This is a genomic window from Methyloversatilis sp., assembly GCF_030696805.1.
In the GTDB taxonomy this organism is placed as follows: Bacteria; Pseudomonadota; Gammaproteobacteria; order Burkholderiales; family Rhodocyclaceae; genus Methyloversatilis.
Genome location: NZ_JAUYRO010000059.1, coordinates 1 through 26,460, shown reverse-complemented (window position 1 = coordinate 26,460; position 26,460 = coordinate 1). Strand labels below are relative to the sequence as shown.

Genomic DNA, 26,460 nt, shown 5'->3' with positions numbered 1-26,460 from the left:
CTCAAGTTGAGGACCGCCGTCCGGTCAGTGAGGAATCAGCGCAGCGTGAGGTTGTCGCTGACGATGCGCGGCGTCACGAAGATGAGCAGCTCGGCGCGGTTGTCGCGGGTCTCCGTGTTGCGGAACAGGAAGCCCACATACGGCAGGTCGCCGAGGAAGGGTACGCGCGACTGGGTGCGGCGTTCTTCCTGGGTGTAGATACCGCCGATGACCACCGTACCGCCGTTTTCGACCAGCACGTCAGTCTTGACGTGCTTGGTGTCGATGGCCACACCGGCACCGGTGGCCAGTTGGGTGTTGGGCGTGTCCTTGTTGATGTCGAGTGCCATCTGTACACGTCCGTCCGGCGTGATCTGCGGCTTCACCTTCAACATCAGGTTGGCCTTGCGGAAGGAAATGCTTGTCGCGCCCGAGCTGGTGGCCTGCTGGTACGGAATTTCGACACCCTGTTCGATCAGCGCCTCGTTCTGGTCCGAGGTCATGACACGCGGGCTTGAAATCACCTTGCCCTTGCCGTCCTGTTCGAGGGCGGACAGCTCGAGATTCAGGAAGCGCGTGGCCGACGAATTGAACAGCACGAAAGACAGCTGGCCGGGAGCGCGGCCGCTGATGTTCGACGCACGCAGATTGACCCCGAGCGAATCCGTGGTGAAGTTGGGCTGGGTCTGCACCTGACCGGTCTGGAAGCCGGTCGCCAGAGACGAACCGCCGATGTTCAAACCGGCCCGTCCAAGTTGCACCGAGCCCGCTTGCGCCTGGTTCAGACCCAGTCGCGCACCCAGATTCTTGGCGAAATCTTCGTTCGCTTCGACGATGCGTGCCTCGATCAGCACCTGACGGGTCGCGATGTCGAGTTCGCTCAGGATGCGGCGGATGTCTTCCAGGCGGCTCGGAATATCGGTCACGATCAGCTTGTTGGTACGCACATCCATCACGATCGAGCCTCGCTTTGACAGGAATCGCTTGTCCTTGTCATCGGTGATGGCTTTGTGAAGAACGTCCGCCTTGTGATAGTTCAGCTGGAAGGTTTCGGTGCGCAGCGGCTCGAGTTCGCTGACCTGCTGCTGGCTCTCCAGTGCAAGTTTTTCCTTGGCCGACAGTTCGTCGCGCGGTGCAATCCAGATCACGTTGCCGGTCTTGCGCTTGTCCAGGCCCTTGGCGTCGAGAATGATGTCGAGCGCCTGATCCCAGGGCACATCCTTGAGCCGCAGCGTGAGTGAGCCACCGACGGTGTCGGAAGTGATGATGTTGTTGTCGGTGAAGTCGGCGATGACCTGAAGTACTGACCGTACGTCGATGTTCTGGAAGTTCAGCGACAGCTTCTCTCCCTGGTAGCCGGGCTTGCTGCCCTGAACCAGCTTGTTCGGGTCTTCGACCAGGCGCTTCACTTCGAGGATGAACTGATTTTCGCTCTGGTAGGCGTTGTGCTCCCACAGACCGGTCGGCGTCACGGTGAGGCGCGTGTTGGCGCCTGAACGCACGACCTCCATCTGGGTGATCGGCGTGCCGAAATCAGTCACGTCGTAGCGCTTCAGGAATTCGTCAGCCACCGAAGCGCGCAGGAACTCGACCACCAGCTTCGAGCCTTGTTGACGGATATCGATGCCGGTATTCGGGTCGGACAGTTCGACCACCACACGGCCTTCACCATCCTTGCCGCGACGGAAACCTACGTTGCGCAGCGTCTGCGCGTCCTGCGACACACCCGGCTCGGCAAAGCGCGACACGTTGTCGGACTGGGCAACCGCCTCGGAACTGGCCGGCATCGCGAGACTGATGTAGAGATCACGCCCGGAAATGCGGGTATTGAACGGCGACAGCTTGTTCAGATTCAGCACCAGACGCGTGCGATCGCCGACTTCGACGATGTTGTAGCTGCGCAGATGTGCCTCATTGACGGTCTGCGAGTTGCGACCCACGGCATTGCCGGTGGCGGGGAAGTCGAATGCCACACGCGCGGGCGATGCGATGCTGAAGTTGGCCGGTACCGCGGGCAGTTCGGTCTTGGTAGTGACCTTGATCAGCACCTCGCCGCCCTGCTGCGACACCAGAATGGATTCGATGCTGTTGGGCTGGCTCTGGGCAGCCGCCGCGATGGGTATCAGACCTGCGCCAAGGGCCACGATCAGGCATGCGATCTTGCGGACGAAATTCATTTGTTTGTCTCCTGCTCCAGCAACTGGAGCGTACTGGTACGTTCGACCCATTCGCCGTCCGCGTCCTGAACGATTTCCTTGAGGGTGATGCCGTCATCCGCAATGGCCGTGATGACACCGAAATTCTGACCCATGTAATTTCCTGACCTGACCCGGTGCAATGTCGTGTCCGCCTTGATCAGCGCATACGCGATCTTGCCCTGCTGCAGCACGCCGACCATGGCCAGCGAATCGAGCGGGTATTGTTCGAGCGGCTCCTTGCGGCGATCGAGATCCGGGCCCACACCGCCACCACCGCCGCCCTTTTTGCGCTCCGGCTCGATCTTGGCCTGGCTGAACGGATCGATCAGTGACTCGGTTTCGTAGGCCACGATGATCGAAGGCTTGATTTCGGGCAGTGGCTTGACCTGCCCCTTCAGCCCCTGGGTGCTCTGTTCCATCCATGCGCGCACGTCCTGATGGTCCTCCGAACCGCAGGCCACCAGACCACTGCACAGCACGGCGAGAGTCAATGCGCGCTTCACTGCTTGTTCCCCTTCTCGCGCTCTGCCTTTTCGCGTTTCACGCGTGCCAGTTCTTCCTCGTCGAGGTAGCGGTACGTGGTCGCCACCGCATCCATCTTCAGCAATCCGTCCTTGCCTGATTCGATGCCGATCGACCCGATCGTCACGATGCGCGAAAGCTTGGCAACATCACCCGCAAAACTGCCGAGATCGTGGTAACCGCCGGTCACCCGCAGCGTGATCGGAAGCTCGGCGTAGAAATCCTTGACTGCTTCGCTGCCCGGACGCCAGATCTCGAACTGCAGGCCCCGGCTCAGGCCGGCCTGACTGATGTCCACCAGCAGCGATTCCATTTCCGCCTTGTTCGGCAGCTGCTTCAACAGTGCCCCGAAAGACCTGTCGATATCGCTGAGTTGCTGCTGATACTGTTCGAGATTGACCGCTTCACCCTTCTTCTGCAGCCACTGTTCCTTGAGCGATTCCTCTTCGGCGCGCTTCTGTTCGAGCTCCACCATCAGCGGTTCCCACAGAAACCACCAGCCGGCAGCAACTGCCGCGATCAGCAGGCCGAGGAGCACTGCCAGTTTCGGCAGGATCGCCCAGTTACCGACATCCTTCGGATCGAGGTTCTTGAAATCATCCCCGATGCGCGTGAAATCGAACTTCGGAAGCTGGATGTCCTTCATGTCTTCCTGCCTTTGGCGACGGTTTCGTCCGCGGCCCGCGTGATGTACAGATCGAGGTTGAATTCGTTCATGCGACGCTTGTCGATGTTCGATCCCTTGATTTCCACCAGCGTCGGCCGCTCCAGCAGGGGCGACGATTCGAGGTTGCGCATCAGGCTGGAGACGCGGGCGTTCGATTGCGCATAACCGATCAGGTTGATCTTTCCGCCTTGCTGCGACACCTTCCGGATGTACACACCTTCCGGCACGTTCTTGGCGAGTTCGTTGAACAGGCCCACCGCTTCGGACCGGTTGCCCTGCAAGGACTCGATGACCTGCTTGCGCTGGATCAACGCGTCGGTCTGCTCGCGCAGGCGCTTGATTTCGTCGATCGACTTGTCAAGCACCGCGATTTCTGTCTTCAGGAAGGCGTTCTTCTCGTCCTGCGCCGATACATAACCGTTGATCACGCCATTCACCAGACCCACGATGAGTCCGCCGAACAGCAATGTCGCACCGGAAAACGCGACGAACTGCTGGCGTCTTGCCTTGCGCTTTTCCTCGCGATGAGGAAGCAGGTTGATCCGTATCATGCGTCGAACCTCCTCAATGCGAGGCCGCAGGCAACCAGCAGCGACGGCGCATCCTGACTCAGGCGCTTTGCGGTGACCGCAGAAGACAGCTGCATGTCGACAAACGGATTGGCAATGCGGGTTTCCACCTGCGTGCGGTTGGCCACCACTTCATCGAGTCCCGGAATGACGGCACAGCCGCCAGCGAGCACGATGTGGTCAACACTGTTGTACTGGGTCGAGGTGAAGAAGAACTGCAGCGCGCGCGACACCTCAAGCGCGAGGTTATCCATGAAGGGGCGCAGCAGGTCGTTTTCGAAGTTTTCCGGCAGCGTATTGGTGCGCTTCGCCGCTTCGGCTTCTTCGGGGCTCATGCCGTAGTTGCGCATGATGTCCTGCGTCAGCTGGTAGCCGCCGAATGCCTGTTCGCGGGAATAGACCGGCTGATCGTTGCGCAGGATGATCACGTTCATCACGTTGGCACCGACATCGACCAGCACGATGTTGGTGTCCTTGCCGCCGTCGGGCAACTGCTTCTCGACCAGTTCGAACGCCGCCTGTGCTGCGTAGGACTCGACATCGACGACCACCGCACGCAGTCCGGCGGCTTCGGCGATGGCTACGCGGTCTTCCACCTTTTCCTTGCGCGACGCGGCGATCAGCACCTCGACTTCATCCGGGCTGCCCGGTGCCGGGCCGACCACCTGAAAGTCGAGATTCACTTCGTCGAGCTGGAAAGGGATGTACTGATTGGCTTCCGACTCGACCAGCACTTCGAGTTCCTGCTCGCGCTGGTTGGCTGGAACGATGATCTTCTTGGTGATGACGGCCGCGGCGGGCAGTGCCAGCGCGACATTGCGCGTCGACGTGCCCATGCGCTTCCATGCTCGCCGGACCGCGTCGGCCACCTCGTCGAGCTTGGCGATGTTGCCATCCACCACCGAATCGCGCGGCAGGTTTTCGGTGGCATAGCGCTCGATGCGGTGCTCGCCTTTCGCTGTCCGCGACAGCTCGACCAGCTTGACCGCCGAGGACGACACGTCCAACCCCAGTAAAGGGCGCGCTCCCGGGTTAAAAATCGACAGGTCGAAGGCCAAGCTTTTTCCTTTTAAGACAGTGAATTAGACCCAATACTCACAATTTACATTAAGATGCTAGCAGCAAGGTATCGACAAGTAAACAAATTTTGGGTAGGCGCGAGGCAGGGGTTCTTCGGGTCCGCCAGCTATAATTCGCGCTTGTTGCCCGTCCGGAAATCCGTCCTCTTGCCCCCCGTCCTTCGCTGGTTCATCTACCCGTTCGCTGCTCTTGCCGGTTCGCTGATCATCGGCGCCGCGCTTGCGTTGATCGTCGTTCTGCTTGCTTACCCGCAACTGCCGTCACTCGACATCCTTACCGACTACCGACCCAAGATTCCGCTGCGCGTCTATAGCGCAGACGGACATCTGATCGGTGAATTCGGAGAAGAGCGTCGATCGGTCGTTCCGATCGCCCAGGTTCCCGATTCGCTCAAGCAGGCCATCATCGCCGCGGAAGACGAGCGCTTCTATCAGCACTACGGCATCGACTACTTGGGTATCGCGCGCGCAGCCCTGTCCAACATGACCAGCAGCGGACGGAGTCAAGGTGCAAGCACCATCACGATGCAGGTGGCGCGCAATTTCTTCCTGTCCAGCGAGCGCACCCTGCGCCGCAAAGTCTATGAAGCCCTGCTCGCATTCAAAATCGAAAACAGCCTTACAAAAGACCAGATACTCGAGCTCTATATCAATCAGATCTATCTCGGGCAGCGGGCGTATGGCTTCGCTGCCGCGTCCAGAGCCTATTTCGGCAAAAACCTCGCAGACCTTAGCGTGGCGGAATCGGCAATGCTGGCCGGGCTGCCGAAGGCACCGTCGAAATACAATCCGGTCGTCAATCCGAAGCGCGCCGCGCTGCGTCAGGCGTACGTCCTGCGCCGCATGAACGACCTCGGATATATCGACGATGCAACGCGGACGGCAGCGGTGGAGCAGCAACTGCCGGTGCGCCGCGACGGCGCCCAGTCCGAACAGCGCGCCGATTTCGTGGCTGAAATGGCGCGCCAGATTGCAGTGGAAAAATTCGGCGAGAACGCCTACGGACTAGGGCTGCGCGTCGTCACGACGATACGGCGCGCGGATCAGGCGGCGGCGATCGAGGCGGTACGCAAGGGCGTGTTCGATTACGACCGCCGGCACGGCTATCGCGGCGCAGAGGCCTTCATCGACCTGAAGGACATCGTCGCCGACGACGATGAAATGCTTGATGACCTGCTGCAGGACGTCCCGGACGCCGCCGGTCTGCATGCGGCCATCGTGCTTGAGGCCAGTCCGACCGGACTCAAGGTGTACAAGCGCGGCGGCGAGGTGCTCAAGCTCGGCGCCGACGCCATCCGATTTGCCCGCGCCATGCTCGACGACAAGGCCCCGCCGGCTCGACGGCTGCGTCGCGGCGCCCTGGTGCGCGTGATGCCGGATGCCAAACTGGGCTGGGTGATCGGCCAGATGCCGGAGGTCGAGGCGGCGCTGGTGTCGATCGACAGCGCCGATGGCGCCGTGCGTGCGCTGGTCGGCGGCTTCGACTTCAACCGCAACAAATTCAACCACGTGACCCAGGGCTGGCGTCAGCCGGGGTCGAGCTTCAAGCCCTTCATCTATTCAGCAGCACTCGAGAAGGGCTACTCGCCTTCGACAGTCGAGGACGACACGCCGCTCGTCGTGTCGGCGGGAGAAACCGGCAGCCAGAGCTGGCAGCCGAAGAACTACGACGGCAAGTACGACGGGCCGATCTCGCTGCGAACCGCGCTCGCCAAGTCGAAAAACATGGTGTCGATCCGCGTGTTGCGCTCGATCGGGCCGCGTTACGCGCAGGACTACATCACCCGTTTCGGTTTCAACGCCGCGCGTCATCCGCCCTATCTGACGATGGCGCTCGGAGCCGGATCGGTGACGCCATGGCAGATGGCGTCCGGCTACGCGGTATTCGCCAATGGCGGCTTCCGGGTCGAGCCTTACGTGGTGCGCGAAATACAGGACGGAAGCGGCAAGGTGCTTGCGCGTTTCACACCGACCGCGCCACGTGAAGAATCACAGCGCGTGATCGACGCGCGCAATGCCTACCTGATGGACAGCCTGATGCAGGACGTGGTGCGCCGTGGCACCGCAACGCGCGCATTGCAGCTCAAGCGCAGCGATCTTGCCGGCAAGACGGGCACCACCAACGAATATCTCGACGCGTGGTTCTGCGGTTATCAGCCGTCACATGTGACTGTTACATGGCTCGGATTCGACACGCCGCGCTCGCTCGGGCGTGGCGAAACAGGTGGTTCTGCCGCGCTGCCGATGTGGGTGGACTACATGCGCCACGCACTGAAGGACGTTCCGGAGGAGCGCCTCTCACTGCCCGATGGTCTGATCAGCATCAACGCCGGCGAGGACGCGCGGGGCAATCCGCGAACTGATCTGATGTACGAGGAACACCTGCCGCCCGCGCCGGAGTCGATCCCCGACGAACCCGAAGGACCGGCGTCTGAAGGAGAAATCGTGCCGGATGCACCACCGGCACCTTTGCCGCCGTCGGGCCCGTCGCCCTCCGGTCACATCGTCCCGGGATCTGTCGGGCTCGGCGGCACAGCGGATTTCAGGGCAGCAGGCGCACCGACTCGCCGGCCTGCTGGCTGACCAGGGCTTCCAGTGCCTGCATCAACTCAGCGCCATCGCGCGTACCGATCCAGCGACCGTCTTCCGGCCGGAAATGGAAGCCGCCGGAGCGCGCCGCCACCCAGATTTCCTGGGCGACGCCATGTCGGTTGATCACCATTTTCGAGCCGTTGGCGAATTCGAGCTCAAGCACACCACCGGCCTGCAGTTCATAGTCGATGTCGGCGCCGCTGCGTTCGACAGCCTGCTCGATCGCGGCCAGCGTCGCATCGGCCAATTTGTTAAATTCGTTCTCGTTCATTTCCGGCTACCCGACATGTTTTCCAGCACACTCGTGCGCATTGCCGCACTGACCCTGATACTCGCAGGTTGCGGCACCAAGGGACCCCTGACGCTGCCACCGAAGGACACGATGCGGCCACCGGCAACCGCAGTCCCTGCAAAGCCAAAGACCACTCCGGCTCCGGCTCCGGCAGCACCGTCCAAGGATGATAGCAAGGCGCCCGCACTATGAAGCACTTCGAAACCCGCGGCGGCAGCCTGTTTGCCGAAGGTATTCCGCTCGAACGGATTGCCGCCGAGTTCGGCACACCGACCTTCGTCTATTCGCGCGCAGCGCTGACCGACGCCCATGCGGCCTACGCCGAGGCGCTGACCGGGCGTGACACCATGTTGTGCTACGCGGTGAAGTCGAATTCGAACCTTGCCATCCTGAATCTGTTCGCACGGCTCGGCACCGGCTTCGACATCGTTTCCGGCGGCGAACTGGCACGGGTCATCGCCGCAGGCGGCGATCCGGCCAGAGTCGTCTTTTCCGGTGTCGGCAAGACGCGCGACGAAATGCGTGCAGCGCTCGAACACGGCATCTACTGTTTCAACGTCGAATCGGAACCCGAGCTCCACCGCCTCGCCGAAGTCGCCGGCGATCTCAGCAAGCGCGCGCCGATCGCGCTGCGCGTCAATCCGGACGTCGATCCGAAAACACATCCGTATATCTCCACCGGCCTGAAGTGCAACAAGTTCGGCGTACCGATCAACGATGCGCATGCGCTCTATCTGGCCGCGGCGAAAATGCCGCAGCTGGACATCCGCGGCATCGCGTGTCACATCGGTTCGCAGCTGCTCGATCCGGCGCCGGTCGCCGAGGCAGCGGCCAAGGTGGTCGCACTGGCCGAAGCACTGAACCGCGACGGCATCGAGCTGCGTCATCTCGATCTGGGCGGCGGCCTCGGCATCCGCTACGACGACGAGACGGTACCGGCTACGCGCGACTATCTCGCCCCCCTGCTCTCCGTGATCGCGGACCGCAAGGAAAGGCTGCTGCTCGAACCCGGCCGCTCGCTGGTCGGCAATGCGGGCGTGCTGCTGTCAAAGGTCGAATACCTGAAACGCGGTGAGGACCGCAACTTCGCCATCATCGACGCCGCGATGAATGACCTCGCCCGCCCGGCGCTGTACGACGCTTTCCACCGCATCGCCGAAGTGCGTCCGCGCGGCACGCCTGACACCTACGACGTGGTCGGGCCGGTGTGCGAAAGCGGCGACTTCCTCGGCCGCTCGCGCAAACTGGCCGTCGAACCGGAGGATCTGGTGGCGATCTTTTCCGCCGGCGCCTACGGCATGACCATGAGCTCGAACTACAACACACGCGCCCGCGCAGCCGAAGTCATGGTGGATGGCGACGTGTGCCACCTGATCCGGGCCCGCGAGCGCATCGAAGACCTGTACGCGGGCGAGCGCCTGCTGCCATGATGCGATGAGCGCTCCCGTCGACGACTCACGCGAGCGACTGCGGCTGGACAAGTGGCTGTGGGCGGCGCGCTTTTTCAAGACACGCACGCTGGCGGCCGACGCGATCGACGCCGGCCGCATCCAGCTCAACGAGGCGCGCGCCAAACCATCACGCGAAGTGCGCATCGGTGACCGGCTGGACATCCAGACCGGCGAGCTGCGCTACACGGTGATCGTGCGCGCTCTTTCGGGCAAGCGCGGTCCGGCCGAAGTCGCACGCACGTTGTACGAAGAAACGGCCGAAAGCATGGCTGCGCGCGAGACGGCGCGCGAACAGCGCCGGCTGCAGCCCGAACCTTCGATCGGCCTGCACGGCCGGCCGACCAAGACACAGCGCCGCGAAATCGATCGCCTGCGCGCTAGAATTCGAGGCGAATGAGCCGCAGCCCGATGCGGGATTTGCGGCGACCGGATTATCAATCAGTCGAAAAGGAAGCGAAATGTCCGAACGTATCGTGATGAAGATCGGTGAAGCGACCGTCTTCGCCAAGGAAGGCCAGTTCACCGACGCCATGCCGGAAATCGTCATCGGTTCGATCGACGGTCCGGTCGGCCAGGCCTTCGCCCAGATGATGGGCCAGACCGCCGGTCACACGCGCATGCTGGCCGTGCGCGATTGCAACCAGATGGCCAAGCCGGCGACCATGATGGTGCCCAAGGTGACGATCAAGAATTCGCGCACGGTCGAACTGCTGGGCGGCGTGGTGCAGTCGGCCACTGCCGACGCCGTGGTCGACAGCGTTGCCGAAGGCATCATCCCGAAGGAGCTGGTTGACGAACTGGTCATCATCGATCTGGTGTGGCTGGACCCGAACGCGGTCAAGGACCCCAACCTCGACATGAAGGATCTTTACCGTACCAACTACGAAGCGATGAAGCTGGCCATCCAGCGCGCGATGACCGGCAAACCGACGATGGAAGAGCTGATCGCCAACCGCCACAAGATCAAGCACTGCATGTACGACCCGGACGCCTGATAGCAGCTTGTCATCACCGGAAAAGCCCCTGCACAAAGCAGGGGCTTTTTTTTATGCGGTATGAACCTTCACAAACCGACCTTGTTTTGAGCACCCTCGGCATCCAGAATGAATGAAGCTCAGCTGTTGGCTGGGCGCAGGGAGGAATGCCGATGGAAATTCGGGCCGACAGCACATCCGGGCATGAGAATGCGCCGATGCCGCAGATGAGCGACGACGCGTTCCGGCGCGTCGTCGAGTATGCGCCGAGCGCCATGGTGCTGGTCAATGACCAAGGCATGATTGTTCTGGTCAATGAACAGACGGAAAGGCTGTTCGGCTACCCGCGCGCCGAACTGATCGGCCGCTCGGTTGACCTGCTGGTCCCCTCCGCTGCGCGGGCTCACCACGCCGACTTCCGTCGCAGCTTCCTGACTTCACCCAGCCCGCGCCCGATGGGTGGCGGACGCGATCTGTTCGCCTGCCGCGCCGACGGAAGCGAATTCCCGGTCGAAATCGGTCTCAATCCGATGGACACAGGCAATGGCGTCATGGTGCTTGCGTCCATCGTCGACATTACCGAACGACGGCGCGCACAGCAGGTACTGGAACAGGCATTGCTCGAGAAGACGGTGCTGCTCAACGAGGTGCATCACCGGGTCAAGAACAATCTTCAGGTCATCTCCAGCCTGCTCAACCTGCAGGCCAACAACGCCGACGAACCGCGCGTGCGCGACATCCTGAACGAAAGCCAGAACCGCGTGCGTGCGATGGCGCTGACCCATCAGCTCCTCTACGAGCGCAAGGATTTCTCGCGCATGGACCTCGGCGATTACCTTGATCGTCTGGCCCAGCTGCTGCGCGGCACCTACCGCAGCGGCTCGAACGGCGCCGAACTGCATCTCGAACGACCGGCACAACCGGTGTACCTGGATCTGGAACGCGCCATCCCCTGCGGGCTGATGGTCAACGAGCTGGTCACCAACGCCTTCAAGCACGCCTTTCCGGACCAACGCCGCGGCGACATCATCATCACGTTGTCCGGCAACGGCCCGCGGCTGACGCTGGCCGTGCGCGATGACGGCGTCGGTCTGCCGCAGAATTTCGACTTCGAAACGGTCAAGTCGCTAGGCCTGCAACTGGTGCCCCTGCTGATAGACCAGCTGCATGGCGAGCTGCAGATACTGCCCGGCGGCGGCGCCCATTACCGCATCACTTTTCCGGCAGCCCTTTCGATACGAGGTACGCCATGAACGCCCCGCTCCCGATCAATCTGATGCTGGTCGAAGACGAACGCGTGATCGCCTTCGACCTGAAGACCCAGCTGCAGTCATTTGGCTACCGGGTCGGCGCCGTACTGGCCAGCGGCGAACAGGCCGTCGATCGGGTCGCCGACGTGGCGCCCGATCTGGTGCTGATGGACATTCATCTGGACGGTGCTCTGGACGGCATCGATGCAGCGCTGCAGATCCAGGCACGCTACCGGGTTCCGGTGGTGTTCCTGACCGCCTACGCCGAGGATGACACGCTCAAGCGGGCACTGGACTGCCGGCCATTCGGTTATCTGGTCAAGCCGTGCGAGGCGCGCGAACTGCACGCGACGATACAGATGGCGCTGGCCCGACGTGAAGTCGAGGCGAACGTTGAACGCAGCGAGCAGCTGTTCAGGCTGGCGCTGGACGCGGCCTCGCTGGGCGTACTGGAATGGCAGGGCGATTCGATGCGGCTGCACGGCGATGGCCATCTGCGCGGCTTGTTCGGCGACCGGCCTGTACCGCTGGACGAAAGCTGGGACATCTTTTTGTCACGTGTAGATCCGGACGACCGGGCGCACATCAAAGAAGCGCTCGACTCCGCACTGGAACGCGGCGATCCGGTACACATCGAGTTCCGCACGGCGGGCAATGGCGGGGCACGCAGTCTTGCGGCACATGCCCGCGCATATGGTGAGTCGTACAGCGAACGGCGCATCGTCGGCATCCTGCAGGACGTGACCCAGCGACGTCGCGATGAAGCGTCCCTGCGCCAGTCCAGCGTGGTGTTCCACAACTCCGCGGAAGCCATCGTCATCTGCGACATCCAGCGGCGCATCGTCGCGGTGAACGCCGCCTACACCCGCATCACCGGCCATGCCGAATGCGACGTGCTTGCGCTCGACCCCGAGCAAGTGCTCGGCACAGGCCACGACGACGCCTTCTACGCCGCGCTGGTCGCCTCAGCCGGTGCGGGCTACTGGCAGGGCGAGGTACAGTGCCGCCGCGCGTCCGGCGACAGCTTTCCCGCATGGGAGAGCATCAGTGCGGTACGCAGCGAAAGTGGCGAAGTCACCCACTTCGTCGCTGCACTGTCGGACTTCACGGCCGTCCACCAGATCGAAGCCAAGCTCAATCATCTGGCACATCACGACGCGCTGACCGATCTGCCCAACCGGCTGCTGTTCGACGACCGCTTCGAACAGGCAATCGAACAGGCGCGTCGCCTGGAGCAGCGCTGCATCCTGCTGTTTCTCGATCTGGACAGCTTCAAGGGCGTGAATGACACGCTGGGCCACGCCGTCGGCGACGACCTGCTGCGCACCGTGGCGAAGCGCTTGCGTACGGTATTGCGCCGCAGCGATACGCTGGCCCGTCTTGGCGGGGACGAATTCGTCGTGCTGACCGGCAGCGCGCAGCCGGAGGAAGCTTCCCGCCTTGCGCTCAAGCTCCTCACGGCGCTGAACGCGCCGTTCGACCTCGGAAAGGAACAGATCCGGATCTCGGCCAGCATCGGCATTGCGGTGTTCCCGGACCACGGCATCGATCGCAACGTACTGATGCGGGCTGCCGACATCGCGATGTATTCGGCCAAGTCGCAGGGCCGGAATCGCTACCAGTTCTTTTCCGAGGACATGTCGGAGCGCACGCATGAACGGATGCAGATGGAGCAGGGCCTGCGGCGCGCCATCGATGCCGATGCGCTGCAGGTGCATTACCAGCCCCAGCTGCGCCTGATCGACCGTCGCATCGTGGGCGTGGAAGCGCTGGTGCGCTGGCCGCATCCCGAATGGGGCATGATCCCGCCGTCGCGCTTCGTGCCGGTGGCGGAGGAAAGCGGCATCATCGAAGCGATGGGACAGTGGGTGCTGCGTCGCGCCTGCCATGACATCGTCGGGCTGGCAAACAGCGAAGGTCAGCAGATGCGGCTGGCGGTGAACGTATCGGTACGCCAGTTCCTGCGCGACGACTTCGTCGCCCAGGTGCTCGAAGTGCTGGCCGAAACCGGCTTCCCCGCTGCGTCACTGGAGCTGGAAATCACCGAATCCACTCTGCAGGTGATCGAACGCAGCGCCGGCATACTCGACGCACTGAAGCAGCTCGGCGTATCCATAGGCCTGGACGATTTCGGCACTGGCTACTCGTCGCTGAGCGTGCTGCGCGGCCTGCCGATCGACCGCATCAAGATAGACCGCTCATTCATCATCGATCTGACCGACAGCGACGATGCGCGCGCCATGATCGACGCCATGCTCACGCTGGGCCGGTCACTGCGCATGAGCACCATTGCGGAAGGCATAGAACTGGACACCCAGGCTGAACTGCTCGGCAGTCTCGGTTGCGCCGAAGGACAGGGATTTCTGTTTGCGCGGCCGATGCCGCTCGACATGCTGCACCAGATGCTCGCCAGCCGGCACTGAGCGCAGCGATGCCCGGCGATCGGCTGGCGCAGGACGTCGTCGGGCGCGAACCGACAGCGGCACCGCCCTATGCTGGCTCGACCGCCTCGACCGGCAGTGTGTCCAGGTGGCGTCGCAGGATGCGGTAATGGTCGTAGTCGAAGCGGACGGCGATACCTGCGGGCAAGGCATCCGCTTCTTCCGCGGCGCTGCCCAGATAGCACCAATGCGACAGCCAGTGACGCTCGCCACGCAGCGCCCCGGGCCGTCGTTCACGCACCACCACCCGACCCGGCCACGGCCAGTCCGGCACCCGCAGCCCGTCAAGCGCACTCATCATCCGCAGATCGTGCTGCCGCGCATCCTCGCGCCCGCAGCACACGCCGCGACAGCGCTTGATCTGCACATTCACGCAGGCGGCGGTACGCCTTTCGTGCCCCTGCAGGCCGATGCGTTTCGGGCACAGCTGCCACGCCGTCGCCATTTCGCGCAAGGCTGCCATGCAATCGCGGCGCGAGCGGAACGGGCCATACAGACCGCTCAGCTGCTGCGGCGCGACGCGGTCGAGATCGACCACAACCAGCGCCGCCTCACCGGCAGCGACTTCGTTGCCCGGGCCCCCGAGCAGGTGCAGCGCAACAGCCGGGCCAGTTGCCCGTGGCGGCTTGTTGTAAGGCGGCTGCAACTGTTTCACGAGCTTCGCTTCAAGCAGCAGGGCGCCCAGTTCGCCAGCGGTCTCGGTCCATTCGACGCGCCGCGTGTCTCGCGCAAGCCGCGCTGCCTGACCCGCCTTCTGCTGACCACTGAAGTGGGACAGCACGCGCGCGCGCAGATTGCGGCTGCGCCCGACAAAAAGTGGGGCTTCAGCCATTGCCGGCAACAGGTCTGCAGCGGCGCCCGGCACAACCGGCTCGCCATAAAAGAGGTAGACGCCCGGCGCCTCCGGCGGGTCTCCCACGGCGCCCGGTGCGAAACCGGGCACCGGCGATGCGGCAAGCCCGGCCTTGCGTATCGCCGCATCGATCTGCGCGACCGGAAAATCGCGCTTCACGATGTCGAGCACGTCGCACACCACGCGGGCGTCGCCCAGTGCGCGGTGGCGCGCATCGCAGTTCAGGCCGAGCCGCTCCATCACGGCATCCAGCCCGTGACGCGGATATCCCGGGTAGAGCGCACGCGACAATTTCACCGAACAGAGCACACGCGGCGCAAAGGACAGTGAAAGGCGAGCGAATTCGTTGCGCAGGAAGCCGTGGTCGAAGCGTGCGTTGTGCGCCACGAACAGACGGTCATGCAGCAGCATGGCCACCTGCTGCGCGATGTCGGCAAAGCGCGGCGCCCGGCGCACCATGTCATCGGTGATTCCGGTGAAGCGCTGGATGTTGCCGGGAATCGGGATGCCCGGATTGACCAGACTGGACCATTCGACGCGACAGTCCCCGTCCACCAGCACGATGCCGACCTCGGTGATGCGGTCAAGCGCCGGATCGCCGCCGGTCGTTTCCAGATCGACAATGGCCAGCGGCGTGTCGAGCAGGCTCATCAGGCGGATGCAAACGTGAGCAGCGACCAAGGCGGTGCTGCCGGATCAGGTACCGGATTCAGTGTGACTCGCCCGGCGTCAGGTCAGCCTGATACGGATAGGCCTTCTGCGGAACCTTTGCTTCATCGAAGCGGCGCTGGCTTTCGAGGTCCTGCGGCTTGTCCCACCACAGCGCGCGTCCCTTGCGCTGCTCTTCAACCTGCTCCGGATTCTTTTCCAGGTACTCACGCATGAAACGCGTGTGATCCGATTCGTAATCAGCCACTTCAGACTCCAGACAGAAAATTCGATGATTATTGCTGCGCGCCCCTGCGACCTTCTTCGGCCTTTTCGCTACCGGCACGCACCCTGTTGATGCGCACCACTTCCGGTACGCGACGCAAGCCCTTCATGATGCGCGCCAGATGCACGCGATCACTCACCTGCAGCGTGAAATGAATCTGTGTGTACAGGCTGCCGTCTTCTTCCATTCCGACATTCTGGATGTTGGCGCCGCACTCCGCGATTTCGAATGCCACCTTGGCCAGCACGCCCGGGCGATTCGCCGACACGACGCGGATGCCGACTTCGAACACGCGGCTGGTGTCGCGCTCCCACTCGACATCGACCCACTGATCGCCTTCCTTGCGGTTGCGCCGCAGCGTCGGGCAATCGTGCGCGTGGATCATCAGGCCGGAGCCCTTGCGCATCTGGCCGACGATGGGGTCGCCGGGAATCGGCTGGCAGCAGCGCGCGATCTGCACTGCCATGCCTTCGGAACCGCGGATCAGCAGCGCACTTTCAGGCACCTCGATGCCGCTGCCGGCCTCGCGTGCGGTCTGCAGTTCGAGCAGGCTGCGCGCGACGAAGGTGGCCGAACTTTTGCCCTGACCGATGTCGGCAAACGCGTCCTTGCGGTTGCGGATATCGGCTGTTTCAAGCCAGTGTGTCCACGACACATCGCTGATTTCATCAGGCGTGACACCGAACTGGCGCAGCGCCTGGGTCAGCAGCCGCTCGCCGAGCTGCGCCGATTCCTCGACCTGCATGTTCTTCAGGAAGTGACGGATCTGTGCCCGCGCCTTGCCGGTCTTCACGTAACCCAGCCAGGCCGGATTCGGATTGGGGTGTGTTGCGGTGATGATGTCCACCTGATCGCCGCTGTTCAGTTCGCTTCGCAGCGGCATCAGCTCGTGATTGATGCGACAGGCGACGCAGCAGTGGCCGACATCGGTATGCACTGCATACGCGAAGTCGACCGCGGTCGCACCGCGCGGCAGCGACATGATCTTGCCCTTGGGCGTGAAGACATAGACCTCGCCCGGAAACAGGTCGATCTTCACGTGTTCCAGGAATTCGGCCGAGTCCGGCGCCGAACTCTGCAGTTCGAGCAACGACTGCAGCCAGCGGTGCGTGTTGGCCTGCAGATCATCAAGCGATTGCTCGCTGTCCTTGTACAGCCAGTGCGACGCCACCCCGTTCTGCGCGATCTGGTGCATTTCCGAAGTGCGTATCTGCACTTCCACCGGCGTACCGAACGGGCCGATCAGCGTCGTGTGAAGCGACTGATACCCATTGGCCTTCGGGATCGCGATGTAATCCTTGAACTTGCCGGGTACCGGCTTGTACAGCGCGTGCAGCGCGCCCAGCGTCAGGTAACAGGCGGCCACATCCGGCACCACCACACGAAAGCCGTAGATGTCGAGCACCTGCGAAAACGTCAGGTGCTTGTCGCGCATCTTGCGGAAGATCGAATACAGGCTCTTCTCGCGACCGAACACGTCGGCTTCGAGCCCGCGTTCGGGCAGGCGGGTACGGATGGCGTCGGTGATCTTGCCGACCACTTCGCGCCGGTTGCCGCGCGCGGCCTTCATCGCGCGGTCGAGCACCCGGTAACGCAGCGGATACATGGCCTGGAAGGCCAGATCCTGCAGTTCGCGATACACCGCGTGCAGACCGAGCCGGTTGGCGATCGGCGCATGAATTTCGAGCGTTTCGCGCGCGATGCGCCGCTGCTTGTCCTGGCGCACGCAGCCGAGCGTGCGCATGTTGTGAGTACGGTCGGCCAGCTTGATAAGGATGACGCGCACGTCGCGCGCCATGGCCATCAGCATCTTGCGGAAGTTTTCCGCCTGCGCATCTTCCTTCGACTGGAATTCGATCTTGTCGAGCTTGGACACGCCATCGACCAGTTCGGCGACCACCTTGCCGAAGCGCTCGGCAATCTCTTCCTTCGTGATGTCGGTGTCTTCCATCACGTCGTGCAGCAGCGCGGCGCACAGCGCCTGGCTGTCGAGTTGCCAGCCGGCGAGAATCTCCGCCACCGCGACCGGATGCGACACGTAGGGCTCGCCGCTCATCCGGAACTGGCCGGCATGCGCGCTGGCGGACAGCGCATAGGCGTCGCGTATGCGCTGTACGTCTTCTTCCCGCAGATAGGCAGAAATGGATGCGATCAGGCGATCGAAGTCTCCGCCGTGGGGACCGGCGAGATTTCCCGCGTGGGGATCGTTGTCGGCCAGACCGATGGCGACAACGGGTGCTTCAGGCGAAGGTTGTATGACCGGGGTGGGCATGAGTATGTCGTCCACCGGCCGCATGGTTCAGTTCAGAGCCTGAGGCCCGGTCGCATCAGACCTGGCCACGGTTCAGGATTTCGACACCGTACTTGCCGGCGGCGATCTCGCGCAGCGCCACCACGGTGGGCTTGTCGTTTTCGGCTTCGACCTGCGGCGTGCTGCCGGCTGCGAGCTGACGCGCACGGACGGTGGCTGCCAGCGTCAGCTGGAATCGGTTGGGGATGCGCTTGAGACAGTCTTCAACAGTAATACGTGCCATGGTCAGTCAATGCCCAGTGATTTGAATGTTTCAGGATGCCGCGCCATCTGGCTGGTCGTCAGCAAGCGCGCGGCCTGCACAACGGATACCAGTTCAGCTTGAGCTTGACTCAGTATGTCATTGATTATAACGAAATCGAATTCGTGAAGATGACGTATCTCGTCGCGCGCCGCGGCCAGCCGCCGCTCGATGACGTCGGCTGCATCCTGTCCGCGCCCGTTCAGCCGCGCCGCCAGCGCGTCCAGAGAAGGCGGCAGGATGAAGATGCCGACCGCGGTCGGGAACAACGTACGCACCTGCTGCGCGCCCTGCCAGTCGATTTCAAGCAGCACGTCACGGCCGGCCGACAATTGTTCTTCGAGCCAGCGGCGCGACGTTCCGTAGCAATTGCCGTGCACCTGCGCCCATTCGAGAAAGTCGCCCGCCGAGCGCATGGCGTCGAAAACGGCGGCGGAAACAAAATGGTAGGCCACGCCGTCCGCCTCACCCGGACGCGCGGCGCGCGTCGTATGCGAGATCGACAGCTGAATCTGGGGGTCGCGCTTGAGCAGACCGCGCACCAGGGTGGTCTTGCCGGCGCCCGAGGGCGCACTGACGATGAAAAGCAGTCCGCGTGTTGCCATGATTGCAGTGTTGCTCGGTGTAAGCGGGATCGTTGCGATGCGCCGATCCGTGGATGATGGGTCAAACGGGAACAGCGGGTAAGCAGGAATTCTACTGGTGCCGGCGCGACAGATCACGCTGTGCCGTCCGGTCAGTGCTTGAGGGAAGGCTGGTGACACCACCGCTGGCCGGAAGAAAGCCCGGGAACGCAAGTTCAGGAAATCCTGCCGGACATTGGCTGTCTGCCATCAACGCGCAAGAAACCACTGTAATGATACTTACGCTGGCCGGTTCGCGGCACACCGCTGACCTGCGCGGGTAAGTTCACCACACACAAGGGCCCAGAATGGCTAACAGCAACAAGGGCGTTCTCAGCGGCAAGCGCGCGCTGATCATCGGTATCGCCAATGAGAACTCGATCGCCTGGGGCTGCGCGCGCGCGCTGCACGCGGCCGGGGCTGAACTGGCGATCACCTATCTCAACGACAAGGCGAGACGCTTTGTCGAACCGCTGGCGCAGGAACTCGGCGCAGAACTGCTGCTGCCGCTGGACGTGTCGGTGGAGGGTCAGATGGAAGATGTTTTTTCGGCGATCCAGAGCACCTGGCGCCGACTCGACATTGCGCTGCATTCGATCGCGTTTGCGCCGAAAGAGGCGCTGGCGGGCGGTCTGCTCGATTGCCCGGCCGACGGATTCGCGAAGGCCATGGACGTGTCGTGTCATTCCTTCATCCGCATGGCGCGACTCGCCGCACCGCTGATGACCGATGGTGGCTCGCTGTTCGCGATGAGCTATACGGGTGCCAACAAGGTGGTGCCCAACTACAACGTGATGGGCCCGTGCAAGGCGGCGCTGGAAGCGTCCGTGCGCTATCTGGCTTTCGAGCTCGGGCCGAAGGGCATCCGCGTGCACGCCATCTCGCCGGGGCCGCTGCGCACCCGGGCGGCGTCCGGGCTCAAGGAATTCGACGAACTGCTGTACGAAGCGGTCCAGAAGTCGCCGATCGGCGAGCTCGTGGACATCGACGATGTGGGCGTCGCCCTGACCTATCTGGCCACCGATTACGCGCGCCGCCTGACCGGCTCGACCTTCTACGTCGATGGCGGCCACAACATCATGGCCTGATGCGGGTGCAGCCCAGTGGCGCACCTGGCTAGCGCGGATCCGGACCATTCAGCCGGCTGGCAGACACTTTCTGAAAAACATCCACTCATCCCGAAAGCAGAAAGTTCATGAACCACTTCACCGACCCCGATTCGCTCTGGATAGAAAACCGCACCTACGATGAAATCGCCGTGGGCGACACGGCTACCCTGTTGCGCACGCTGCGCCACGAAGATATCCACATGTTCGCCATCATGTCCGGCGACATCAACCCGGCGCACGTCGATGCCGAGTACGCGCGATCGTCCATCTTCACCGAAGTCATCGCCCATGGCATGTGGGGCGGCGCGCTGATATCCACGCTGCTGGGCACCCAGTTCCCCGGTCCCGGCACGATCTACGTCGACCAGACACTGCACTTCAGCCGCCCGGTAAGGGTCGGCGACACCGTGACCGTGACGGTGCGCTGCGATCGCAAGTTCGATCACAACAAGCACATGATTCTCGACTGTGTCTGCATCAATCAGCATGGCGAGAAGGTGATTCACGGCACGGCCGAGGTCCTGGCGCCGAGCGACAAGATCAGGCTGGTGAAGACGGAATTGCCGGAATTCCGGCTGTCCGACACGAGGAAGACTCGCTTCGAACGCCTGATGCAGATCACGCACGGCCTGACACCGATTTCGATGGCGGTGGCGCACCCCTGCGACGCGGAATCGCTGCGCGGCGCCCTGCTTGCCCGTGACCGTGGCCTGATCGTGCCGACGCTGGTCGGCCCCGAGGCAAAGATACGTCGACTCGCCGAGGAGTTCGGCCTGGATATCGACGACTGCCGGATCGTTGATACGCTGCACAGCCATGCTTCGGCCGAGCGCGCGGTCGCGCTGTGCCGCGCCGGCGAGTGTGAAGCCCTGATGAAGGGCAGCCTGCACACCGACGAACTGGTCAGCGAGGTGATCCGGAAAGAGACCGGCCTGCGCACGGCTCGACGCATGAGCCATGTGTTCGTGATGGACGTGCCGACCTATCCGCGGCTGATGCTGATCACCGATGCCGCGATCAATGTGGCGCCCACGCTGCTGGAAAAGGCCGACATCGTGCAGAACGCGATCGACCTTGCGCACATCCTGCACATTCCGGAGCCCAGGGTTGCCCTGCTTGCAGCAGTGGAAACGGTCAACCCGACCATGCCATCGACGCTTGACGCCGCAGCACTGTGCAAGATGGCGGATCGCGGGCAGATCAGGGGCGGACTGCTCGATGGCCCGCTGGCCTTCGACAATGCGATCTCGGCAGCGGCGGCGCTTACCAAGGGCATCCGGTCAGTGGTGGCGGGACAGGCCGATATCCTGGTCGTACCCGATATCGAGTCGGGCAACATGCTCGCCAAACAGCTGGAATACCTCGCTGAGGCGCTCGCTGCCGGCATCGTGCTGGGCGCCCGCGTACCGTTTGTGCTGACCAGTCGTGCCGATTCTGCCGAGACCCGAACCACCTCGACCGCCATTGCCGTCGTGATGGCCCATGCAAAACGCAATGCAGTGACGAGGGGCGATGCATGAGCGATGCCGTGCTGACGCTCAACGCCGGCTCCAGCTCGATGAAGTTCGCGCTGTTCGCGTTGCCGGCGAACTCCCGCGATGTGCCGCAGCAAGCCCGCGTGACCGGCCGGATCGATGGCATCGGGGCGGCCGGGCAGCCGGCACGCCTGAGGGCAGAGGATGCGGCGGGCAACCGGCTGGAAGATATCGAGCTGCCGATCGAGGGGTCAGCGGAACTGCAGCACCGCGAGGCGCTGCGCCGTATGGCGCAATGGCTTCACGACTGCGACGCCGGATTGCGCATCACAGCGGTCGGTCATCGCGTGGTGCATGGCGGGCGGCAATTCTCGGCACCTGTCCTGCTCGATGCGCAGGTGATCGCGGCCCTGCGCGATCTGGTTCCGCTGGCGCCCCTGCATCAGCCGCACAACCTTGCCGGCATCGATGCGATGGCCAGCGCGCTGCCCGGTGTGCCGCAGGTGGCCTGCTTCGATACGGCGTTCCACCGCACGCAGCCGGACATTGCACAGATGTTCGCGCTGCCGCGCCACATCACCGCCGAAGGCGTGCTGCGCTACGGCTTCCATGGCCTGTCGTATGAATTCATCGCCGACGTGCTGCCGCAACATCTGCCGGCCGCCCGGGCCGACGGACGGGTGATCGTCGCGCACCTCGGCAACGGTGCATCGATGTGCGGCATGGTCGCGCGCCGGAGCCAGGCAACCAGCATGGGATTCACCGCAGTCGACGGACTGATGATGGGCACTCGCACCGGCAGCCTCGACCCCGGCGTGCTGCTTTACCTGATGGAACAGCACGGCATGGACGGACAGGCGCTGACCCGCCTCGTGTACAGCGAATCCGGCCTGCTCGGCGTGTCGGGGCTGTCTTCGGACATGCGCACATTGCTCGCATCGGATAGTGCGGACGCCGCGCAGGCGGTCGATCTGTTCTGCTATCGGGCGGTACGCGAAATCGGCTCGCTGGCCGCCGCCATCGGAGGCATCGACGCGCTGGTGTTCACCGGCGGCATCGGCGAACACGCGGCCGCAGTGCGCGAGCGGATCTGCCGGCCACTGGGCTGGCTCGGCCTCCAATTCGACCCGGCGGCCAACGACGCCGCTGCGGCTTGCATCAGCACCGCCAGCAGCCGCGTGGCGGTGTGTGTCATCCCGACCAACGAAGAGTGGGTGATCGCGCGCCACACCGCCGAACTGTTGTGCTGACTACATGCGCGGCAACGACGATGCCGCGTGCGCTTACTCGATGTTCTGCACCTGTTCGCGCATCTGTTCGATCAGCAGTTTCAGTTCCATTGCCACATTGCCGACGTCCTGCGCGACCGATTTGGACGCCAGCGTATTGGCTTCCCGGTTCAGTTCCTGCATCAGGAAGTCGAGCCGCTTTCCGGCGGAGCCACCCTTCGAGAGGATGCGCTCCACTTCCTCGAGGTGCGCGCTGAGGCGGTTCAGTTCCTCGGCCACGTCGATGCGCACCGCGAACAGGCCGACTTCGGTGCGGATGCGCTCGTCGTCGGCGCTGCCGATCGCTTCCTGCAGGCGCTGGGTCAGCTTCGCCTGATACTCCTGCACCACTTCCGGTACGCGCGGCGTGACCTGGGCGACCAGTTCGCGCATGCGCGTCACGCGTTCCATGAGCATCGCGGCGAGGCGCACACCCTCCCGCTGGCGCGATGCGGTGAGTTCGCCCAGCGCCTGCCGCACGGCGCGACCGGCAGCCTCAAGCAGCGCCTCGGCCGACACCGCCTCGTCACCAAGCATGCCGGGCCAGCGCAGCACTTCGGCCACCGACAACGGCGCCGCGTCAGGCAGCGCACTGCGCACGCTGGCGTCGAGCGCCACCAGGCGGGCCAGCAGCGGCGCGCTGAGCGCCAGTTCGCGCGCACTGTCGCCGCCTGCCTGCAGGCCGCCACGGCAATCCACCTTGCCGCGCGACAGCGCGCCGGTGATCTGCTCGCGCAGCAGCGGCTCGGCGACGCGCAATTCGTCGGGAAAGCGGAAATGCAGATCGAGGAAACGAGAATTAACCGTGCGCAGCTCAAGGTTAAGCGTTGTCTGGCCGACAGCCACTGCAGCTGTCGCAAAACCCGTCATGCTGTGAATGCTTCCCACGCGATGTTCCCTCTCTGATTGTCAGGCATGATCCGCGTGGTAACTGATGACCCGCGCGATGACCCCGCGCACTTGCCTGCGTGGCTGTCGGGCAGCTTTACAGCGTGTTACCAAACGCCCAGAATCGCGCCAAAACAAGGATCATAGCGGCCCGCAGAATGCCACCACAAGTCAATTGCGCCCTGCCGCCGGGCTTTGAACTCGATCAATACCGCATCCACAGCCAACTGAGCCTGGGTGGATTTTCGATCGTCTACCTGGCGCACGACCGCGACGAGACGGCGGTGGCCATCAAGGAATACCTGCCGAACGCGCTGGCGCTGCGCGACGAAGGCCAGATCACCCCGAACATTCCCGAAGAATTCCTGCCCGCCTTCCGCTACGGCATGAAATGTTTCTTCGAAGAGGGCCGTGCGCTGGCCGGCCTGAATCACCCGAACGTGGTGCGCGTGCTCAATTTCTTCCGCGCCAACGAAACCGTCTACATGGTGATGCGCTACGAGCGCGGCCGCACGCTGCAGGAATACATCACGCGCCGCCGCGGTGAAATTCGTGAGAGCTTCATCCGCTATGTGTTCACGCGGCTGTTGAACGGCCTGCGCGAAGTCCATGCGCACAAGCTGCTGCACCTCGATCTGAAGCCGTCGAACATCTATCTGCGCAACAACGGTTCGCCCGTGCTGCTCGACTTCGGCGCTGCGCGCACCACACTGATGGCCGACACGCCGATGCTCAAGCCGATGTACACGCCCGGCTTCGCAGCGCCCGAGCACTACCGCAACCGCGATCTGCTCGGCCCGTGGAGCGACATCTACAGCGTAGGCGCCAGCATGTACGCCTGCCTGTCGGGCGGACCGCCGCAGGCCGCCGACCAGCGGCTGGACAACGACAGCGTGATCCTCGCGTCGCAGCGCTGGATCGGGCAGTACTCGCCGCAACTGCTTGAAACCATAGACTGGTGCATGGATCTGAACCATCTGAAGCGGCCGCAAAGTGTGTTTGCGCTGCAAAAGGCGCTTGCCACCTGGGAGCGGGATCAGGTCGAGCCCGTAACGCAGGTCGAAAGCACCGAAGACAACTGGCTGGACCGCGTACGCGCCCGGCTGAGCGCGCTGGTGGGCAAATGAGATTCACGATTTTTCAGGAAAGCCGGGTTGGCAAGCGCAAGTCCAATCAGGACCGCATGGCTTATTCGTACTCGCGCGATGCGCTGCTGATGGTGATCGCCGACGGCATGGGCGGTCATCTGCAGGGCGAGGTCGCAGCGCAGATTGCCGTGCAGTACATGGTCGAATCCTTCCAGCGCGAAGCCAAGCCGCGCCTGGCCGATCCTTTCCTGTTCCTGTCGCGCGGCCTGACCAATGCGCACTGCGCCATTCTCGACTACGCCGATGAGCGCGACATCGAGGACGGCCCGCGCACCACCTGTGTCGCCTGCGTCATCCAGGATTCGGTCGCCTACTGGGCGCATGCGGGTGATTCGCGGCTGTACGTGCTGCGCGCCGGTCACGTGATGACGCAGACGCGCGACCACTCGCGCGTGCAGCGCATGATCGATCGCGGGCTGCTGGACGAGGATGGCGCGATGACCCATCCGCACCGCAACCGCATCTACAGTTGCCTCGGCGGCCCGATCGCGCCTCAGATCGAGTATTCGCGCAAGACGCCGCTGCTCGCGGGCGATACCGTGTTCCTGTGCAGCGACGGTGTATGGGGGCCGCTGGGCAACGACCAGTTGCTCAGGTTGTTCACCGAGATCGACGTCATGCAGGCAGTGCCGCGCGTGATGGACAGCGCCGAAGCTGCGGGTGGCGAAACCTGCGACAACCTGACCATGGTTGCGCTGAACTGGCATGACAGTTATGCCGAGGAACCCCGCGGCTCCGTTACGACCAAAACCTTGCCGCTGGACCGCCACACCACAGTGCTCGAAGGCTTCGGTGACCGCGTGCCGATCCGCGAGGACTGGGACGAGTCGGCCATCGAGGCGGCGATTTCCGAAATCAATACCGCCATCAACAAGTATTCTTCCAAAGGACAGTAACAGTGACCCGACCCAGTGGCCGCCGGCCGGACCAAGCGCGCTCGCTGCGCATCACCCGCAATTTCACGCAGCATGCGGAGGGTTCGGTGCTGATCGAAGTCGGTGACACGCGCGTGCTGTGCACCGCCAGCGTCGAGGAAAGCCTGCCGCCCTTCCTGCGCGGCAAGGGCCAGGGCTGGGTGACCGCCGAGTACGGCATGCTGCCTCGCTCGACGCATACGCGCAGCGCTCGTGAAGCCGCCAAGGGAAAGCAGAGTGGGCGCACACAGGAAATCCAGCGCCTGATCGGTCGCAGCCTGCGCTCGGTCACGGACTTGGTCGCGCTGGGCGAACGCCAGATCACGCTCGACTGCGACGTGCTGCAGGCTGATGGTGGCACGCGTTGCGCCTCGATTACCGGTTCCTACGTGGCGCTCCATGACGCTCTCCAGGGTTTGGTCGCCGCGGGCAAACTGGCCGCCCACCCGATGCGCGACTTCGTCGCCGCGGTGTCGGTGGGCATCGTCAAGGGCATTCCGGTGCTCGATCTCGATTACAGCGAAGATTCATCTTGCGACACCGACATGAACGTCGTGATGACCGGCGCGGGCGGCATGGTCGAATTGCAGGGCACCGCAGAGGGCGAACCCTTCTCGCGCGCCGAACTCGACGCCCTGCTGGCGCTGGCGGAACAAGGCATTGGTGAAATCATCAACGCACA

Annotated in this window: 25 protein-coding genes; 13 read left to right on the top strand and 12 right to left on the bottom strand. The window is 63.3% G+C overall.

Translation table 11 applies throughout. From position 1 onward, the window contains the following. Positions 1 to 35 precede the first annotated feature (35 nt). Genes Q8R75_RS11345 through Q8R75_RS11325 form a run of 5 tightly spaced genes read right to left on the bottom strand, consistent with a single transcriptional unit; the run spans position 36 to position 4,993 of the window. Complete coding sequence (locus Q8R75_RS11345; RefSeq protein WP_305614640.1) at positions 36 to 2,156, bottom strand: type IV pilus secretin PilQ family protein; 2,121 nt, start codon at positions 2,154 to 2,156, stop codon at positions 36 to 38. Next, positions 2,153 to 2,680: a pilus assembly protein PilP gene (locus Q8R75_RS11340; protein ID WP_305614641.1), complete on the bottom strand. Its 528-nt coding sequence runs from the start codon at positions 2,678 to 2,680 to the stop codon at positions 2,153 to 2,155. Before Q8R75_RS11340 ends, Q8R75_RS11345 begins: the two co-directional genes overlap by 4 nt. Next, a complete protein-coding gene (locus tag Q8R75_RS11335) occupies positions 2,677 to 3,345 on the bottom strand; it encodes a type 4a pilus biogenesis protein PilO (RefSeq protein WP_305614642.1) in 669 nt (222 codons plus the stop codon). Before Q8R75_RS11335 ends, Q8R75_RS11340 begins: the two co-directional genes overlap by 4 nt. Further along, entirely contained in the window at positions 3,342 to 3,917 is a 576-nt protein-coding gene (locus Q8R75_RS11330; protein WP_305614643.1) for a PilN domain-containing protein, read from the bottom strand. Before Q8R75_RS11330 ends, Q8R75_RS11335 begins: the two co-directional genes overlap by 4 nt. Further along, the gene (locus Q8R75_RS11325) at positions 3,914 to 4,993 is read right to left on the bottom strand and encodes a pilus assembly protein PilM (protein ID WP_305614644.1); all 1,080 of its coding nucleotides are present in this window, start codon (positions 4,991 to 4,993) and stop codon (positions 3,914 to 3,916) included. The genes Q8R75_RS11330 and Q8R75_RS11325 overlap by 4 nt, the downstream gene beginning before the upstream one ends. Before the next feature lie 168 nt (positions 4,994 to 5,161). Between Q8R75_RS11325 and Q8R75_RS11320 the strand changes: the two genes are divergently transcribed. Beyond that, complete coding sequence (locus Q8R75_RS11320) at positions 5,162 to 7,597, top strand: penicillin-binding protein 1A (protein WP_305627291.1); 2,436 nt, start codon at positions 5,162 to 5,164, stop codon at positions 7,595 to 7,597. On the opposite strand, the gene cyaY is transcribed toward Q8R75_RS11320, so the two are convergent. Then, complete coding sequence (cyaY, locus tag Q8R75_RS11315; protein WP_305613607.1) at positions 7,557 to 7,877, bottom strand: iron donor protein CyaY; 321 nt, start codon at positions 7,875 to 7,877, stop codon at positions 7,557 to 7,559. The genes Q8R75_RS11320 and cyaY overlap by 41 nt on opposite strands. A gap of 15 nt (positions 7,878 to 7,892) precedes the next feature. Here cyaY and Q8R75_RS11310 point away from each other — a divergent pair, with 15 nt between their 5' ends. The 6 genes from Q8R75_RS11310 (at position 7,893) to Q8R75_RS11285 (ending at position 13,996) form a co-directional block, all read left to right on the top strand. Next, entirely contained in the window at positions 7,893 to 8,090 is a 198-nt protein-coding gene (locus Q8R75_RS11310) for a lipoprotein (RefSeq protein WP_305613606.1), read from the top strand. Further along, on the top strand, positions 8,087 to 9,328 hold the full coding sequence (gene lysA / locus Q8R75_RS11305; RefSeq protein WP_305613605.1) for a diaminopimelate decarboxylase: 1,242 nt from the start codon (positions 8,087 to 8,089) through the stop codon (positions 9,326 to 9,328). Before Q8R75_RS11310 ends, lysA begins: the two co-directional genes overlap by 4 nt. A gap of 4 nt (positions 9,329 to 9,332) precedes the next feature. Further along, positions 9,333 to 9,746 carry an RNA-binding S4 domain-containing protein gene (locus Q8R75_RS11300; protein ID WP_305613604.1) on the top strand — a complete coding sequence of 138 codons (414 nt, stop codon included), beginning with the start codon at positions 9,333 to 9,335 and terminating at the stop codon, positions 9,744 to 9,746. Between the two features lie 61 nt (positions 9,747 to 9,807). Then, positions 9,808 to 10,344, top strand: coding sequence for a formaldehyde-activating enzyme (fae, locus tag Q8R75_RS11295; protein ID WP_305613603.1), 537 nt, complete (start codon positions 9,808 to 9,810; stop codon positions 10,342 to 10,344). A gap of 152 nt (positions 10,345 to 10,496) precedes the next feature. Then, on the top strand, positions 10,497 to 11,576 hold the full coding sequence (locus Q8R75_RS11290; RefSeq protein ID WP_305613602.1) for a histidine kinase dimerization/phosphoacceptor domain -containing protein: 1,080 nt from the start codon (positions 10,497 to 10,499) through the stop codon (positions 11,574 to 11,576). Next, entirely contained in the window at positions 11,573 to 13,996 is a 2,424-nt protein-coding gene (locus Q8R75_RS11285) for an EAL domain-containing protein (protein WP_305613601.1), read from the top strand. The genes Q8R75_RS11290 and Q8R75_RS11285 overlap by 4 nt, the downstream gene beginning before the upstream one ends. Positions 13,997 to 14,063: 67 nt before the next feature. Here Q8R75_RS11285 and Q8R75_RS11280 read toward each other — a convergent pair whose 3' ends face one another. The 5 genes from Q8R75_RS11280 to gmk are packed head-to-tail and all read right to left on the bottom strand — an operon-like array spanning position 14,064 to position 18,958. Further along, a complete protein-coding gene (locus Q8R75_RS11280; RefSeq protein ID WP_305613600.1) occupies positions 14,064 to 15,518 on the bottom strand; it encodes an exonuclease domain-containing protein in 1,455 nt (484 codons plus the stop codon). A 58-nt stretch (positions 15,519 to 15,576) separates the two neighbouring features. Beyond that, a complete protein-coding gene (locus Q8R75_RS11275; protein ID WP_305613599.1) occupies positions 15,577 to 15,783 on the bottom strand; it encodes a DUF3460 family protein in 207 nt (68 codons plus the stop codon). A 28-nt stretch (positions 15,784 to 15,811) separates the two neighbouring features. Further along, on the bottom strand, positions 15,812 to 18,073 hold the full coding sequence (locus tag Q8R75_RS11270) for a bifunctional (p)ppGpp synthetase/guanosine-3',5'-bis(diphosphate) 3'-pyrophosphohydrolase (protein WP_305613598.1): 2,262 nt from the start codon (positions 18,071 to 18,073) through the stop codon (positions 15,812 to 15,814). Between the two features lie 55 nt (positions 18,074 to 18,128). Then, positions 18,129 to 18,335 carry a DNA-directed RNA polymerase subunit omega gene (gene rpoZ, locus Q8R75_RS11265; protein ID WP_257082018.1) on the bottom strand — a complete coding sequence of 69 codons (207 nt, stop codon included), beginning with the start codon at positions 18,333 to 18,335 and terminating at the stop codon, positions 18,129 to 18,131. Between the two features lie 2 nt (positions 18,336 to 18,337). Beyond that, a complete protein-coding gene (gmk, locus tag Q8R75_RS11260) occupies positions 18,338 to 18,958 on the bottom strand; it encodes a guanylate kinase (RefSeq protein WP_305613597.1) in 621 nt (206 codons plus the stop codon). Between the two features lie 326 nt (positions 18,959 to 19,284). Here gmk and fabI point away from each other — a divergent pair, with 326 nt between their 5' ends. The 3 genes from fabI (at position 19,285) to Q8R75_RS11245 (ending at position 22,810) form a co-directional block, all read left to right on the top strand. Next, complete coding sequence (fabI, locus tag Q8R75_RS11255) at positions 19,285 to 20,064, top strand: enoyl-ACP reductase FabI (RefSeq protein WP_305613596.1); 780 nt, start codon at positions 19,285 to 19,287, stop codon at positions 20,062 to 20,064. 107 nt (positions 20,065 to 20,171) lie between these two features. Continuing rightward, on the top strand, positions 20,172 to 21,605 hold the full coding sequence (locus Q8R75_RS11250) for a bifunctional enoyl-CoA hydratase/phosphate acetyltransferase (RefSeq protein ID WP_305613595.1): 1,434 nt from the start codon (positions 20,172 to 20,174) through the stop codon (positions 21,603 to 21,605). Beyond that, the gene (locus Q8R75_RS11245; protein ID WP_305613594.1) at positions 21,602 to 22,810 is read left to right on the top strand and encodes an acetate/propionate family kinase; all 1,209 of its coding nucleotides are present in this window, start codon (positions 21,602 to 21,604) and stop codon (positions 22,808 to 22,810) included. Before Q8R75_RS11250 ends, Q8R75_RS11245 begins: the two co-directional genes overlap by 4 nt. A 33-nt stretch (positions 22,811 to 22,843) precedes the next feature. Here the strand turns inward: Q8R75_RS11245 and Q8R75_RS11240 are convergent, their stop codons facing one another. Beyond that, positions 22,844 to 23,698, bottom strand: a complete 855-nt coding sequence (locus tag Q8R75_RS11240; protein WP_305613593.1) for a YicC/YloC family endoribonuclease — start codon at positions 23,696 to 23,698, stop codon at positions 22,844 to 22,846. A 176-nt stretch (positions 23,699 to 23,874) separates the two neighbouring features. Here Q8R75_RS11240 and Q8R75_RS11235 point away from each other — a divergent pair, with 176 nt between their 5' ends. From Q8R75_RS11235 to rph, 3 genes are all read left to right on the top strand, one after another. Next, entirely contained in the window at positions 23,875 to 24,843 is a 969-nt protein-coding gene (locus Q8R75_RS11235; protein ID WP_305613592.1) for a serine/threonine-protein kinase, read from the top strand. Continuing rightward, entirely contained in the window at positions 24,840 to 25,760 is a 921-nt protein-coding gene (locus tag Q8R75_RS11230; RefSeq protein WP_305613591.1) for a PP2C family serine/threonine-protein phosphatase, read from the top strand. The genes Q8R75_RS11235 and Q8R75_RS11230 overlap by 4 nt, the downstream gene beginning before the upstream one ends. 2 nt (positions 25,761 to 25,762) lie before the next feature. Then, positions 25,763 to 26,460, top strand: a 698-nt coding sequence (gene rph, locus Q8R75_RS11225) for a ribonuclease PH (RefSeq protein ID WP_305663661.1), incomplete at its 3' end; no start/stop codon positions are given.